Below are 16119 nucleotides of genomic sequence, written 5' to 3'. Positions count from 1 at the left end.
TCATCAGACCTGTTTCTGAAGCGCTTCGGGGGCCAGGTCGGTACGGTTAGCCTGGGGCGAAGCGCTGGTGAGCAGCACGTAGCCTACGACCCCCGACAGCAGGGACGCAATCAGAATGGCCAGCTTGGCAATGCTTTGCAAGTCCGATTGGCCGGCAAAGGCCAGCAGGGTAACGAAGATGGACATGGTAAAACCAACGCCCGCCAGACAGGCCACCCCAATTAGCTGCATCCAACTGACACCCGCCGGTAAACTGGCAAAGCCAAGCCGGACGGCAAGCCAGGACAGCAAACTGATACCCAACGGTTTGCCGATAAACAGGCCGACCATGATACCCAGCGGCAATGGCGAAAGCAGCTGATTAATCAGTCCTACGTCAATGAGGAGGCTGGTATTGCAGAAAGCAAACAAGGGAATAATGATAAACGACACGGGCCCGTGAAGCTGGGCTTCGAGCCGCTGAGCCGGCGAACTGGTGTGTTCATTGATGTCTTCCAGTTCCTCCGTGATGTCGCGGGGCTGAACGTTGTTCGTCCGGATGGCGTCCCTGATGACGGCCATGCGGTGGTCAAGAAACTGCATCAGCTCTCGTTGGTTGTACCGAATCCGGAACGGGATCGTGCTGGCGAGCAACACCCCGGCAATGGTGGCATGAACCCCGGATTTAAGCGTACAGTACCACAACACCAGGCCAAGGAGCAGGTAAATGGTCAGGATCCGGACGCCCAGCCAATTCAGGACCAGCAGAAAGACCCAGATGCCACCCGCCCAGGCCAGGTAGTCGAGGTGAATCTCGTGGGTGTAGAACAGGGCAATGACCACTACGGCCCCCAGGTCATCGGCAATGGCCAGGGCCGTCAGGAAGATTTTCAGCGAAAGCGGTGCCCGGTCGCCGAGCAGATACAGGATTGCCAGCGCAAAGGCAATGTCGGTAGCCATCGGAATCCCCCAGCCGGAACTCGTAGGCACCTGCCAGTTAAGGATAGTGAAAAGCAGCGCCGGAACCAGCATACCGCCCACGGCGCTGACCAGGGGCAGGGCCGCCTGCTGCATGGACGATAATTCGCCTTCCAGCACCTCCCGCTTGATTTCCAGCCCAACTACCAGAAAAAATAAGGCCATCAAACCATCATTGATCCAGTGGGCGACCGTTTTCTCCAGCCGAAAATCATTCACCGACAGGCTCAGGGTGCTGTCCCAGATGGCCGGGAAGTGGCGGGCAACACCGGCGTCCAGGTTCGCGAGCAGCAACGCCGTTACGCTGCTACCGAGTAGAATCAGCCCGCTGGCCGACTCTGTTCTGAAGAATTCGGCGAAGGGCCTGATTAATGGATTATTCGATGCATTCGATAACGTATTCATGCGTGAGTGTCCGGCTAGCTAAAGACATGTACAATGGGTAGTCAGGAAGCTAACAGCAAAGAGTTTTTCGAAGTTGGTCAGGTTGGCTGCCCGGAACAGATTTTAAGTTTTTTCTAATAAATTCTGACGCACAGATCGTTAAAATACGCTTCAGGAAAAGTTTTTGATGAATTACGTACCAACATCACCATTATGCAGCTTTTGACTCTCTACTTGCTGAAGACAAAGTTTCCGGTTCTGGTTCTCTTCGTGCTGCTCATAAACCCGGTTGGGTATGCGCAGAAAGAACCGGTCGCTTATGTCAATCCGCTCATTGGATCGGCCCCGAGCCAGACCCCTACGGCTAAAAAGCACAGCGAAGCAGGGAGTGAACTGAAAGGGCAGATTGTCCCCGCCATCGGCCGGCCGCATGCCATGACTACCTGGACTCCGCAAACGCAGGCTACCGAAATCAAATGCCGGGCGCCGTATTATTACAACGACACCCGGATCAACGGTTTTCGCGGAACGCACTGGCTGAATGGTAGTTGCGTGCAGGACTACGGATCACTGACCATCATGCCGCTGGCCGGGAAACTGGTGTTGCAGCCCACCGAGCGAGGGTCCCGCTTCGACCACTCGACAGAAACCGTGACGCCCGCTTACTACGACGTTCGCCTGACCGATTCGGATATTCGGGCGGAGGTGTCGGCGCACACGCGGGCGGGGCTGCTTCAGTTCACGTTCGGTAAGGGGGGCGAAAGCGCAATACTGATTGAGCCGAACAGCGATGAAGGCGAGGGATACGTTGCCATCCACCCCGAGCGCAACGAGATCGTCGGGTATAATCCGGTTCATCGGATCTATCAGGGCGCCGGACAGCCGGCCGGATTCAGCGGCTATTTCGTGGTGCAGTTTGACCGGACGTTGACGCAGTTCGGTACGTGGACCAACTACGAAGCGAACGATGGCGCAAAGCAGGCCAAAGGAGGAGGACGTAGAGAATCCGTTGGGGCGTACGTTCGCTGGAACCTTAAACCTGGTGAGGTGGTCCGGGTCCGGGTCGGTACGTCGTTCGTCGACGAAGCCGGTGCCCGGAAAAACCTGCAGTCGGAAATTAACCATTGGGATATGGCCCGGGTTCGCCAGCCGACCGAAGCGGCCTGGAACGCTGAGCTGAACCGTATGCAGGCCACGGGCAGCGATACCGATAAAACGCTGTTCTACACCGCACTCTACCACGCCAACCTGACCCCCCGCATCGTGTCCGACGTCGACGGCCGCTACCCAGGTTTTGCCGACGACACGACCGTTCGGCGGGCCGAGGGCTTTACGTATTACTGCGACTTCAGTTTGTGGGACACGTTTCGTGCCTGTCAGCCACTTCAGAATCTGCTCCAGCCGCAACGGGCCGGCGACATGATGCAGTCGTTGGTGAAGAAAGCCGAACAGGGCGGCTGGATGCCTATTTTTCCCTGCTGGAACAGTTACACAGCGGCCATGATTGGCGATCATGCCCAGTCGGTAATCGCCGATGCGTACGTAAAAGGGATTCGGAATTTTGACGTAAAAACGGCCTACACCTACTTGCGTCGGAATGCCTTTACGGTCAATACGGACCCCAAAAGCTATGAATCAGGCAAAGGTCGCCGGGCCCTGGCCTCGTATCTGCAGTTCAGCTACATCCCGCTGGAGGACTCGGTCTGGCAGGCGTTTCATAAGCGCGAACAGGTGTCGCGAACGCTCGAATATGCCTACGATGACTTTTGCCTGAGTCAGTTAGCCAACGCCCTGGGTCATACCGACGACCACCGGGCGCTGACGAAGCGGGCCATGAACTACCGGAACGTACTGGACCCCAAAACCGGCTATGTACGCGGGCGGTACGCCAATGGCAACTGGACTGCCCAATTCAATCCGTTTGCGCTGCGCTCTTCCTTCATCACAGAAGGTTCGCCGGCGCAGTACACGTACTTTGTGCCGCAGGACGTTGCCGGCCTGATCGAGGGCGTCGGTGGTCGCGAACGATTTGTGGCTAAACTCGATACGTTGTTCGATGGTGGCTACTACTGGCACGGTAACGAACCAAACAACCAGATTGTCTACCTCTACGCCTACGCCGGAGCGCCCTGGCAAACGCAGGCTCGAGTTCGGCAGATCGTTCGGGAAGAGTACAGCACCGGGCCGGGAGGTCTGAGCGGCAACGAAGACGGCGGACAGATGTCGGCCTGGCTGGCCTTCAGCATGGCCGGGCTCTATCCGGTCTGTCCCGGCACGCCCTACTACGTGCTGGGCAGCCCAGCGCTCGATGCCGTGACGATCAACCCACCCCGGGGCAAGCCGTTCCGGATTCAGGCCAGAGATAATTCGGAGCAAAACGTGTACATTCAGTCGGCTACGCTGAATGGTGAGCCGTTTACGCGCACGTACCTGAGCCATGATGACATCCTGAACGGTGGCGAACTGGTGCTGAACATGGGGCCGCAGCCGAATAAAAACTGGGGGAGCCGTCTGGAAGATGCCCCCCCGTCGCTGAGCCGCACAGCCACACGGCCTTAGTCAATTCTACGCTGTGATAAGCGAATAATCTAACTGGCTCGTTATCTTCGTAGCGTTCCCCCACCGGTCCGGCGGGGGAGCCCAAAACTTTGCTTTAAACCAGTGTCTGTTTACTTTTCGGGATGAAAACCTGTCTGGCATTCTTTGGTATGTGGCTGGTGGGCAGCGGTTGTCACCCTGCCTGGAGCCAGTCCGTGTCCGTGGTCAGGCTGGCCCAGCTGGAGTCGCTGTTGAACAAAACCGACGATACCCTGCGCGTAGTCAACTTCTGGGCGACCTGGTGCGCGCCCTGCGTGAAAGAACTGCCTCAATTTGAAGCCGTCCGCCAGAAATACGCGAACCGGAAGCTGAGCGTTCTGCTGGTTAATCTGGACGACCCCAGCGACCTTACTACCAAGGTGAAGCCGTTCGTAAAGAAACGTAACCTGCGCTCGCGGGTGGTGCTGCTCGATGAACCCGATCAGAACGCGTGGATTGAGAAAATAGCGCCGGAATGGTCTGGGGCGCTGCCGATGACGCTGGTAGTCAATCGGTCGAAGCATATTCGTAAATTTATTGGCAAGGCGTTTAAGGAAGGCGAATTAGAAACCATAATCAACGCGTATAAACCAGAATAACCATGAGAAAAACGAGGCTTTCTTCGGGAATGGCGATGCTGCTGGCAGTACTGCTGATGAGCACGCGGTTTGTGTCGGATGGCTACAAAGTCGGGGATACAGTAGCGGATTTTAAGCTGAAGAACGTGGATGGTACGTCCATCTCGCTCGCCGGCCGGAAGGACGTAAAAGGTTATATCATCGCCTTTACCTGCAATACGTGTCCGGTGGCTAAAGCCTACGAAAGCCGGATCGTGGCGCTGAACGAACAGTTTGCGCCTAAGGGGTATCCCGTCCTGGCGATACAATCCAATGATTCGCAACGCTCCCCCGGCGATTCGTACAGTGCCATGCAGCAGCGGGCCAGGGCTAAATCGTACCCCTTTCCGTATCTGCACGACGAATCGCAGGCCGTTGCCAAAGCGTTTGGGGCGACCAACACCCCGCACATGTTCGTCGTGAAAAAAGAAGGCAATGCCTACAAAGTGGCCTACATTGGCGCCATCGACAACAACCAGCGCGACGCGTCGGCCGCTGATAAGAAATACGTAGAGCAGGCCGTCGCGGAACTGCTGGCGGGTAAGCCCGTTACTACCCCGACCGCCCGGGCCATCGGTTGCGGAATAAAATGGCGCGACGCCTGATTCTCAACTAAATTTAGTTGACTAATTAATAGCTGAAATTCAATCAAAAAACGCGATTCGGGCACCCGGGTCGCGTTTTTTGATTATTTATAGACAAAATTTTCTTTGGTTCGATAAACTATATAGCGAAACAGTAGTAGTATATTTGTTTAATTTATCCAATACAAAGTATGAAAAAAATAGCAATACTACTCAACGTTTGGTTGTGGGTTGGCTTGCCGTTGGTTATGGCGCAGCAGCGTGTAACCGGCACAGTCACAAGCGCTCCAGACAATTCGCCCCTGCCGGGGGTCAGCATCAGCATCACGGGAACAACCCGCGGAACGACCACAGATGTTAACGGAAACTACTCATTACAGGCCAGCGATGGCGAGGTACTGCGCTTTTCTGCCATTGGCTTCACGTCCGTTGATCGGCCCGTGCAGGGACCAACGCTCAACGTCACGCTCCAGGAAGATGCCCGTTCGCTGAACGAGGTTGTGGTCGTCGGTTACGGTACGCAGCGCAAAGCCGATGTTACGGGCGCCATCTCGTCGGTGAAGGCGCAGGATATTGCCAACCGGCCGGTACTGTCGGCTGAGCAGGCCCTGCAGGGAAAAGCGGCCGGGGTGTTGATCACCACGGGACAGGGGGCGCCCGGTGCGGCCCCGTCGGTGCGGATTCGGGGGGTCGGCACAACGGGCAACAGTAATCCGCTCTACGTGGTAGACGGTATGTTTGTGGACGACATCCGGTATCTGGCTCCGAACGACATCGCAAGCATTGATGTGCTGAAGGATGCATCATCGCTGGCGATTTACGGCGTCCGGGGGGCAAACGGCGTGGTGTTGATTACGACCAAAACCGGTAAGCCCGGTAAGGCAACGGTCACGTACGATGGCTACGGTGGCTTTACGCAGGTGACCAACCGGATCAGACTGGCCAACGCCACCCAATTTGCTACGCTGGTCAACGAAGCCCTTGCGTACGAAGACCCCAACGCTACCCCCCGTTTCCCGAATCCGCAGTCGCTGGGTGGGGGTACGAACTGGTTCGATCAGGTGTTGCAGCGGGGAGCCATCCAGAACCACCAGGTAACGGTCGCGGGCGGTTCCGACAAATCGACCTTCAACGTCAGTGGCGGGTATTTCCGGCAGGAAGGCGTGGTGAAAGGGTCGGCCTACGAACGGTTCTCGCTGCGGGTCAACAACACGTACCAGGTCCTGCCGGTGTTGCGGCTGGGCAATAACATTGCGCTGACACACTACACGTCAGACAACGTACCAAACGGGGTTGTACAGACCGCCTACGGGGCCGACCCGACCGTTACGCCCATCAACGCCGACGGTACGTACGGTTTCTCGAACGTGAACCTGGTGGCTAACCCAACGGCGCAGCTGGCCTACAACGACGACCGCAGCCAGGGCGAACGGCTGGTGGGCAACATATTCGGAGAGGTGACGTTCCTGAAGGATTTCACCTTCCGGTCGAGCTTTGGGGTGGATGTCGGCTACAACCGGGGTCGGGTTTTCCTGCCGCGTTACCGCGTATCGGCGTCGCAGTTCCGCGAACGCAGCCAGTTGACCCGTACCAACGATCTGACGAATACCTGGTTGTGGGAGAACACGCTGACCTATACCAAAACGTTCAACAAGATTCATAACGTGACGGTACTGGCCGGTGCTACTGCTCAGCAGAGTCGCTTCGACATTCTGACCGGCTCGGCGCTGGACGTACCGGGCTACAATGAGGACGTGAAGTACATCAACCTGGGCAACGAGATCGGTCGGACGGCCAACGATCGGGTTGGCGGACAGGTGCCTTACGTATTCTCCTATGCCTCGTATCTGGGCCGGGTCAACTACTCGCTCCTCGATAAGTACCTGCTGACGGTCAGCGTCCGGCGCGATGGGTCGTCGCGGTTTCCGCCCAGCAACCGATACGCTACGTTCCCGGCCGTGGGCCTGGGCTGGCGGATCAGCGAAGAGCCGTTCCTGCGGGGCAAGATCGACAACCTGAAACTGCGCGTCAGCTACGGTAAGCTGGGTAACACCAACATCCCGAACTACCTGTACTACGCCCGTGTGACGCCCAATCTGAACGCCGTTTTCGGCCCGGATCAGAACCTGTATCCCGGTGCCACCGAACTGAACCCGGTTACGTCGAGCCTGACGTGGGAGGTGGTCACCCAGACTGACATCGGTCTGGAGTGGGGTTTCTTCAACAACCGGCTGTCGATCGAAACGGATTATTACAACCGGAAAACGAACGATGTGGTACTGACGGCCGACATTGGCAACGGCCAGAGCATCCAGACTAACGCGGGGAGCGTACAGAACCGGGGCTTTGAACTGTCGGCTAACTGGCGCGATCAGGCTGGGGATTTCAACTACGAAATCGGCGCGAACCTGACGACGCTGGACAACAAGCTGACGAGCCTGGGGAACGGCGGTATCCCGATCATCGGTGGTGGGCTGGGTAACGGTCGTACCGTAACGCTGACCAACGTAGGCCAGCCCATCGGGGCCTTCTACGGCTATGAGGTGGCCGGTATTTTCCAGTCGGAGGCCGACATTGCCAACAGCCCCACGCAGGCCAACGTCCGGCCGGGCGATTTGCGGTTCCGCGACCAGAACAACGACGGTAGAATTGACGGCAACGACCGGGTGTATCTCGGTACTCCGCTGCCCAAGGCGTTCTGGGGCTTCAACAGCCGGTTGAGCTACAAAAGCTTTGATCTGATACTTGACCTGCAGGGATCGCACGGCAACAGCATCTACAACGGGAAGAAGGCCGTTCGTTTCGGTAACGAGAACTTCGAAGCCTCCGTCATCGACCGCTGGACGGCCACCAACCCGTCGACGACGGAGCCTCGGGTTTCGACCGGTGGCAACAACTTTGAGGTGTCCGATTATTTTCTGGAAAGTGGCTCGTTCGTCCGGATACGTACCGCGCAGCTGGGGTATAACCTACCGGCCAAGCTGATCAATAAGGCTAAAATTCAGCGGGCGCGTGTCTACCTGAATGCCCTGAACCCGCTGACCTTCACGAAGTACACCGGCTTCTCGCCCGAAGTGGGCAGCAACGATGCCAACCAGGCGGACCTGAGCCGGGGCGTGGATGTGAGCCTGATTCCGGTCTATGCTACGTACACAGCCGGGTTGAATGTAACGTTTTAAACTTCATTCCCAATCCCTGAAAGTGGCCCCGGCGACCGCGTCAGAGTTCCTTTCGGGGGGTGGGGTATAGCGATAACAACAAATGAAAAGCATAACGAATCGATTTCTGACTACCGCGCTGACCGGTGCCCTGCTGCTGGGAGGCCAGAGCTGCAGCGAGTCTTTCCTGGAGCGGAATCCGCAGGGGGAGGAGATTGTACAGGATTTTTTCCAGAGTGAAGACGGGGCCATCAAAGCCACCAACGCCATCTACGCGCACCTGCGGGCCTGGCAAACGCACGTATTCGCGTTCATCGCCGTGTCGAGCCTGACCTCCGACGACGCCGAGAAGGGCAGCGACCCGACGGATGCGCCGTTTATGGGGGAGTTCGATCAGTTCACAATGACGCCGACGAACTTCATCCTGAACGATTACTGGACGGGACAGTATCAGGGAATTAACCGATGCAACGAGGTGATTCAGCGCGTGCCGGAGATTACGGCCATCAACACTACCCTGCGCGACCGGCTGGTAGGGGAGGCCCGATTCATGCGGGCGTACTTTTACTTCAACCTCGTCCGGACGTTCGGGGGCGTTCCCCGCGTAACGAATATCGTGCAGGCCGGCGATCCACCGCAGCCGCGGGCGTCGCGGGAGGAGATCTACCAGCTCATCGAGCAGGACCTGAACGCAGCCATTGGGGTGCTGCCCGAGAAATCGGGGTATCCGGTGGCCGATCTGGGCCGGGCTACGAAAGGAGCCGCTAAAGGCCTGCTGGCGAAGGTAGCCATGTACCAGAAACGCTGGGCGGATGTCCTGCGACTTACGGATGAGATTATCGCGTCGAACGAATACAATCTCAATACGCCGTATGAGCGCATTTTCACCGAAGCGGGAGAAAACAGCTCGGAATCCCTGTTTGAAGTGCAGAACGCAGCCCTGCCGCAGTGCGGGGGCGGTTCGCAGTACGCCGAAGTGCAATCCGTTCGGGGGCAGTTGGGATGGGGGTTCAACGTACCGTCCAACGACCTGATTAACAGTGCCTATGAGCCGGGTGATCCGCGTCGGGAGGCTACCATTATCTTTCCCGGAGAAACGCTGTTCGATGGGGTAATCATCAATCGGACTACGCCCAATCCGGCGTATAATCAGAAAGCCTACGTAGCGCAGAGCGAAACCCGCTCGGCCTGTGGCATTGGCGACTCAAACAAAAACATCCGGATTCTGCGCTATGCCGACGTCATGCTGATGAACGCCGAAGCCGCCAACGAACTGGGTAACGGCGCACAGGCCGCTCAGCGGCTCAATGCCGTTCGGGCCCGGGCGCGCGGGAGCCGGACGGGTGTACTGCCGGACGTAGCGTTTACGGATCAGGCGCAGATGCGGCCGGTCATCTGGCGCGAACGTCGGGTGGAACTGGCCATGGAACACGACCGTTTCTGGGATCTGGTACGTCAGGGCCGGGCGGCTCAGGTGCTGCGGGCTGTTGGCAAGAATTTTACGCCGGGTGTGAACGAGGTCATGCCGATTCCGCAGACGCAGATCGATGCCAGCGGTGGCGTGCTGACGCAGAATCCGGGCTATTGAGGTAATGGGTAGGGTTGCGTCTGACGTACCGTCAGACGCTGGGTTGCTTGCCGGCTCGTGAGCGCTGCGTCAGACGTGCCGTCAGACGATGAGTACTCGGCTACTCGTCTGACGGTACGTCTGACGCGGTTCTCCCTGAGCGGCCGCACGGCTTACCGACACGTAGCATTTTGTACACAATATTCATCATGACCAAGCGAAGCATACTCTTCATACTCGTCAATACGAGCCTGCTACTGGCTTTCTGTCGCCCTGAACCGCAATCCCTGTCTGTCGAAACGCCCCCAAAACTCTCCGACAGGCAACTGTTTGACAAGGTGCAGGAAGCGGCTTTTCGGTATTTCTGGGATTTCGGCCATCCGGTATCCGGGCTGGTACCCGAGCGAACCAAAACGCCCGAGGTCGTGACCAGTGGCGGGTCGGGATTCGGCATTTCGGCGATTGTGGTGGCAACGGAACGAGGCTGGATCAAGCGTGACGAAGCCGTGGCCCGGCTGCTGACCATGGCGAAATTTCTGGAAAAAGCCGACCGTTTTCATGGAGCGTGGTCGCACTGGCTCGATGGCAAAACGGGTAAGGCGATTCCGTTTAGTCAGAAAGACAACGGCGGTGATCTGGTCGAAACGTCGTATCTGGTTAATGGGCTGCTGATTGCGCAGCAGTACTTTACTCAAAACAATCCGGCCGAAACCGAACTGCGTGACCGCATCCAGAAGCTCTGGGAAACGGTCGAGTGGGATTGGTACGTGCACGATGGCTTGTTGCACTGGCATTGGTCGCCCAACTACGAATGGGCCATGAACATGCCGATCCGCGGTTATAACGAGTGCCTAATTACGTACGTGCTGGCCGTAGCGTCGCCGACGCATGGTATTAATCCGGATGTGTACCAGAAGACCTGGAAAAACAGCCCGAACTACCTGAATGGCAAGGCGTATCTGGGGTATACACTCCCGCTGGGCTTCCCGTATGGCGGGCCGCTGTTCTTCACGCATTATTCATACCTGGGGCTTGACCCGCGGCAGGTGCAGGATAATGTTACCAACTACTGGAACCTGAACGTAAAACACACGCTCATTAACCGGGCCTATTGCGTGTATGAAGCCCCGAAAGATCATCAGTATTCGGCCGAGAACTGGGGCCTGACCGCCAGCGATGATTTCAACTTCTACGGCGCTCACCAACCGACCGAGGATAACAGCACGATCAGCCCAACGGCGGCTTTGTCGGCTTTTCCTTACACGCCCTACTACTCCATGCAGGCCATGCGGTTTTTTTACAACGAACTGGGCGACCGGCTCTGGAAGGAGTACGGCTTTACCGACGCGTTCAGCCTGAAAAAGAACTGGTTTTCACCGCAGTACCTGGCTATCGATCAGGGCCCCATTGTGATCATGATGGAGAACTACCGGACGGGCCTGTGCTGGGATCTGTTCATGAAACTGCCGGTTGTAAAAACCGCTCTGTCAAAGATGCGGCTCGATCAGGTCAACTACCCGACGGGTTTCCATCTGGCTATTCCGAATGTGAAAACCGGGCAGTACGACGTACTGAAACACCCACATCTGGATCAGTACCCGATTCATGTATACCTCAATCAGGCCGGACCGGTTAACCTTGATCTGCTGAAACCAGACGGGACGGTAGCCAAGCGCATCGTGTCCGGTAAATCGATGCCAGCCGGTGCCCAGCGCCTGACGTTCGACGCCCCCGCGGGACAGTACCAGCTTCGGTTAAAAGCGCCGGATCAGACCACAACGCTGGCCGTGACCTTGCATTAACGCGAACGGCGTTCAAAATACGGGCTAATTTTTGTTGTTTTGCAGCAGTTTTGACTGCCAATAACCCCGCTTATTTTGAACGCCGTTCGTTTAACTCCTCCTGCCGGCCCTGTTCGGGCTACGATTCCGTTAGCTTCTTCCAAAAGTGAAAGCAACCGCGCCCTGATCATCGACGCGCTGACTGGCTTCCGCTGCCAGCTCCAGAACCTGTCGACCGCCCGCGATACGCAGACCATGATTCGGCTGTTATCCTCTGAGGACCAGAGCGCCGGGCCGTCAACCGCCGACGTACTGGATGCGGGTACGACCATGCGCTTCCTGACGGCTTACTTTGCCGTGACGGGTCAGCAGAAAATCATGACCGGCACCCCGCGCATGTGTGAGCGACCCATCGGTATTCTGGTTGATGCGCTGCGGACGCTTGGCGCCGAGATTACGTACCTGAAAAACGACGGGTATCCACCGCTTCAATTACACGGTTTCGACGCGTCGGGTGTGGATCGATTGAGTATCCGGGGGGATGTGAGCAGCCAGTACATTTCGGCCCTGGCCATGATTGCGCCGATGCTGCCGACTGGTCTCACGATTGAACTGACGGGGGCTGTCGGCTCGCGGCCGTACATCGAGATGACGCTGGAGCAGATGCGCCACTTCGGGGCCAACGTAATCGCCGACTGGACGACTAACACCATTACGATTGCTCCAAAACCCTACGTGCCCACGACGTTCGCGGTGGAGTCCGACTGGTCGGGGGCGAGTTACTGGTACAGTGTTGCGGCTCTGGCTGAAGACGAAACGTCGGAGATTGAACTCCTGGGCCTGAAGGAAAAATCGCTGCAGGGCGACAGCGCCATTGTCGACATCATGCGGTCGCTGGGCGTCGACAGTACGTTTACCGAAACCGGCGTTCGACTGACCAAACGCCCGGCCGAAACGTCGCTGACCTGGGATTTTACTGATTGCCCCGACCTGGCCCAGACTGTTGCGGTCTGTGCGGCCGTGAAAGGGGTTACGTTAACGCTGACTGGCATCGAAAGCCTGAAAATCAAGGAGACTGATCGCGTGGCGGCTCTCCAGGCCGAGCTGCAAAAGATTAAGGCTGAGTTGGTTGAAGTGGAAACTAACCACAGCTACGAAGTTCGCCAACTTACCCCTTACCCCGCACAACCTACCCCTCAAATCCACACCTACGACGACCACCGGATGGCGATGGCGTTCGCACCTGTTGCGATGCGTCAGGAGATTGTTATTGAAGAGCCGGGCGTTGTGGCCAAGTCGTATCCGTCGTTCTGGGACGATATGAAAAAGGTAGTTGAGGTGAGTTTTTCGTAATCCGTCATTCGGTTTTCATGTTCTGTCACCTCCTGATCGACGTTTGTGGCTGACCTTTGTCTTAAACAAAAACGCAAACGAAAGTCATGAAAACGGTATTGAAACTCGAAGAATTCGCGCAATTCGCCCTGTCCATCGTTCTGTTCAGCCAACTGCCCTACGCCTGGTGGTGGTTCCCGGCGTTGATCCTGCTGCCGGATATCAGCATGGTCGGCTACTTCATCAACCCGCGTATCGGCGCTATCGGCTACAACCTGGGTCACCACAAAGGCATCGCCCTGCTGGTCGGAACCATTGGCTTACTGACGCAGCAGCCCGTTCTGATGCTGGCCGGAATCATCCTGTTCGGTCACGCCAGTATGGACCGGATGATGGGCTACGGTCTGAAATACAGTGATAGTTTCAAGCACACCCACCTGGGCGTTGTCGGTAACCACGCGAAATAAACATGAACGCACAACCGACAATCCTCGTCCTGGGTGCTACGGGCAGCATTGGCTACGCCGTCACCGAAAATCTGCTGGCCCGCCAGTTTGCCGTGACCATTCTGGTACGTAACCGGTCCAAAGCCGAAGCCTTGTTCCCGAATCAGCCGACGCTCTCTATCATGGAGGGCGACGCGCAGGACGCTGAGTTGCTGAAGCGCGTAGCAGCTAACAAGTCATTCATTTTCCACGGTATCAATTATCCCTACAATCAGTGGTTCGGGAACATGGACGTGGTTACGCAGAAGGTGATAGATGCCGCTGAACTAAGTCAGGCTACGATTATCTTCCCCGGTAATGTCTATGGCTTCGGTGCTATAAAAGAGCCCATCCGGGAAAATAGTCCACTGAATCCTATTGCCAGAAAAGGACAGTTGCGCGTTGCGATTGAAGCCACGCTGGAAACGGCGGCTAATGCCGGTCGCTGTCGGGTGCTGAATGTGCGGCTGCCCGACTTCTGGGGACCAAACGTGCTAAACGACGGCGTTCGGCCTGTTTTCGAAAACGCCCTGCAGGGCAAAGCCATACCGTGGCTGTACAACATCGACATTCCGCACCAGTCGGTGTACACGAACGATGCGGCTGAGATCATTGTGCGGTTGATGCTACGCTCGGTGGGGACGGGAAACGCGTCAGACGTACCGTCAGACGCTGGAAAATCGCTGACGGCCGACGCTGGAAGATCATCAACAAACGCGTCAGACGTGCCGTCAGACGAGGATGCACCCTACCAGGTCTTTAACTATGGCGGTCAGGTTCACACATCCATGCGTTCGTTCTTCGGCCAGATTGCCGGGCTGACCGGCAAGCCGCTCAAAACCCAGGTGTACAGCCCACTGTTTGTGTCGGTTATGGGGTTGTTTATGCCGATTCTGCGCGAGGTGAAGGAAATGGGGTACCTCTACCAGACCACCGTCGTGCTTGACGATACGAAGGTCCGCCAGCTCTTTCCGGATTTTCAGGAAACACCGCTGAAACAGGCATTGACCGAAACCTTAACCTGGTTCGCCAACCATCAGCTGAAAACGGATTTTACGCCGACTGGCGGAGTGTCTGCCCCCAACCGTACGTCGGCAGATTCGCAGACCGAAACGCGCCCGGGGTTGAGCCGGTCCATTTCTTGAATGACCGGAAGAAGACGCTGGGTTCGGAGTAGCCCAGCAAATACGCCACATCGGTCGTGCTGAGGTGCGGCTCGCGGAGGTGCTTAACGGCCAGGTCACGTCGTACATCATCCAGTATCTGCTGGTACGTAACGCCTTCGTCTTTCAAGTGCAGCTGCAGCGTCCGTACGCCCATCGCCAGTCGGTCGGCTACGGTGGCCAGGGTGGGTTCTTCGCCTTTGAGCAGCGTCACGATTTCCTGCTTGACCCGGGCCGTTAAGGACGGTTGCTGAAGTTTGCGGAGCAGTTCGTCGGCGTGTTGCGAAAACATCGTAAACAAACTCGGGTTGGCGTTCAGGATGGGCGTGTCGAGCAGAGCCGCGTCGAGTACCAGCACGGTTTCGGTCACGTCGAACACCAGCCGGGCCGGAGCGAAGACGCGTTCGTGCTCGCGGGTGTCGAGCGGCCGGGGGTACGCAAACCGAACCTCCTGAGCCGTAACCGGCTGGCCGGTCATCGCCCGAATGGCAGACAGATAGATGGATAATTCAGAATTAAAGACGTGATCGGGATAGATGATATCGGCACTGCTGATACGCAGGGTCATCTCATATTGATCACCGACTTGTTGGCCAGTCGTGACTAGCCCTTCGCAGGCAATGTCCTGATACTGGCAGAGTTTTTCAAACGCCTTGCCGAGTGTTGGGCAGTGCATCATGACGTAGGCCAGCACCCCAACCGAAACCGGATTGATCAGGTCGCCCAGATGCAGCGGCAGGTGCGGGTCGCCGGTGGCCTGGATAATCTCCCGCCAGAGCGATTGCATCTGCCGGATCAGGATGCGGCCGTCGGGATCGCGGAGTTGTTCAGGAGTGATGCCAACGGACCGGGCTATGGCATCCGCATCAGCGCCTTTCAGCTTGGCAGCAAAGAGAACCAGGTTTACAGAACCAGCAGAAAGGGTATCGTTCGTCGTCATGATGGACGAAGATACGACACCCTTTCGGAATTTGGTTCGCTACAGCAGTACCTATTGAACCTTGAAATCGACCTCGGTATCAGCCCACATCATGGCCACAGTACCCTGTGGGTTAACATCGATGGTGAACTTTTCGGTGAATGACCTGGCTTTCTTAGCCGGTGCCGTTACGCGCAGTACGTCCTCGTCTTCCTTGTAGCTGAACGCTCCCCACTTCGGGGTTTTGTTGAAGATGATCGTCCATTCTTTTTCGCCCGGAATGGTAAAGAGCGCATACTTCCCCTTGGGCAGTGATTTGCCCTCAATTTTCACGTCGTCGGAGAACTCAATCGTCGTCGACTCGTTGGCACCCGTCCGCCACACTTTGCCATAGGGCGCTACTTTCCCGTTCGGGTCCCAAACGTTGCGACCTTTCACCGACGGCTGGCTGTAGTCGATCATGACGGTTTTGCCGTTGATGGTTTCTTTTTCCTGCGCGGGGGGACTTGGCCGTTTTGACTTGTCATCCTGAGCGAACAACTGAACGGCTGCGAGCAGGAACACAGCGATAAAGGCTACTTTTTTCATGGCGGTT

The 16119-nt window shown here is 56.9% G+C and carries 12 protein-coding genes; 9 read left to right on the top strand and 3 right to left on the bottom strand.

The features are described from left to right. Positions 1-3: 3 nt before the first annotated feature. On the bottom strand, positions 4-1362 hold the full coding sequence (gene nhaA, locus DYU11_RS31615) for a Na+/H+ antiporter NhaA (RefSeq protein WP_119671755.1): 1359 nt from the start codon (positions 1360-1362) through the stop codon (positions 4-6). A gap of 192 nt (positions 1363-1554) precedes the next feature. Between nhaA and DYU11_RS31610 the strand changes: the two genes are divergently transcribed. From DYU11_RS31610 to DYU11_RS31570, 9 genes are all read left to right on the top strand, one after another. Continuing rightward, positions 1555-3900 carry a GH92 family glycosyl hydrolase gene (locus DYU11_RS31610; RefSeq protein ID WP_119671754.1) on the top strand — a complete coding sequence of 782 codons (2346 nt, stop codon included), beginning with the start codon at positions 1555-1557 and terminating at the stop codon, positions 3898-3900. A 122-nt stretch (positions 3901-4022) separates the two neighbouring features. Further along, the gene (locus tag DYU11_RS31605; RefSeq protein WP_119671753.1) at positions 4023-4517 is read left to right on the top strand and encodes a TlpA family protein disulfide reductase; all 495 of its coding nucleotides are present in this window, start codon (positions 4023-4025) and stop codon (positions 4515-4517) included. Positions 4518-4519: 2 nt separating this feature from the next. Further along, a complete protein-coding gene (locus DYU11_RS31600; RefSeq protein WP_229366148.1) occupies positions 4520-5140 on the top strand; it encodes a thioredoxin family protein in 621 nt (206 codons plus the stop codon). Between the two features lie 170 nt (positions 5141-5310). Further along, complete coding sequence (locus tag DYU11_RS31595; protein ID WP_119671752.1) at positions 5311-8298, top strand: SusC/RagA family TonB-linked outer membrane protein; 2988 nt, start codon at positions 5311-5313, stop codon at positions 8296-8298. Positions 8299-8380: 82 nt separating this feature from the next. Beyond that, on the top strand, positions 8381-9865 hold the full coding sequence (locus tag DYU11_RS31590; RefSeq protein ID WP_119671751.1) for a RagB/SusD family nutrient uptake outer membrane protein: 1485 nt from the start codon (positions 8381-8383) through the stop codon (positions 9863-9865). Positions 9866-10053: 188 nt separating this feature from the next. After that, entirely contained in the window at positions 10054-11646 is a 1593-nt protein-coding gene (locus tag DYU11_RS31585) for a glucoamylase family protein (protein ID WP_119671750.1), read from the top strand. A gap of 75 nt (positions 11647-11721) precedes the next feature. Next, a complete protein-coding gene (locus tag DYU11_RS31580) occupies positions 11722-12978 on the top strand; it encodes a 3-phosphoshikimate 1-carboxyvinyltransferase (protein WP_119671749.1) in 1257 nt (418 codons plus the stop codon). An 86-nt stretch (positions 12979-13064) separates the two neighbouring features. Next, the gene (locus DYU11_RS31575) at positions 13065-13424 is read left to right on the top strand and encodes a DUF4260 domain-containing protein (protein WP_119671748.1); all 360 of its coding nucleotides are present in this window, start codon (positions 13065-13067) and stop codon (positions 13422-13424) included. Positions 13425-13426: 2 nt separating this feature from the next. Beyond that, entirely contained in the window at positions 13427-14587 is a 1161-nt protein-coding gene (locus DYU11_RS31570) for an NAD(P)H-binding protein (protein ID WP_119671747.1), read from the top strand. On the opposite strand, the gene DYU11_RS31565 is transcribed toward DYU11_RS31570, so the two are convergent. Continuing rightward, a complete protein-coding gene (locus DYU11_RS31565; protein ID WP_119671746.1) occupies positions 14496-15545 on the bottom strand; it encodes an AraC family transcriptional regulator in 1050 nt (349 codons plus the stop codon). The two genes, DYU11_RS31570 and DYU11_RS31565, sit on opposite strands and share 92 nt — an antisense overlap. Positions 15546-15596: 51 nt before the next feature. Beyond that, positions 15597-16112: a DUF2911 domain-containing protein gene (locus DYU11_RS31560; RefSeq protein ID WP_119671745.1), complete on the bottom strand. Its 516-nt coding sequence runs from the start codon at positions 16110-16112 to the stop codon at positions 15597-15599. Between the last annotated feature and the right edge of the window lie 7 nt (positions 16113-16119).

The organism is Fibrisoma montanum, assembly GCF_003583365.1.
GTDB lineage: Bacteria > Bacteroidota > Bacteroidia > Cytophagales > Spirosomataceae > Fibrisoma > Fibrisoma montanum.
The sequence above is the reverse complement of the archived record's forward strand: the minus strand, read 5'-3'. Positions and strand labels throughout refer to the sequence as shown.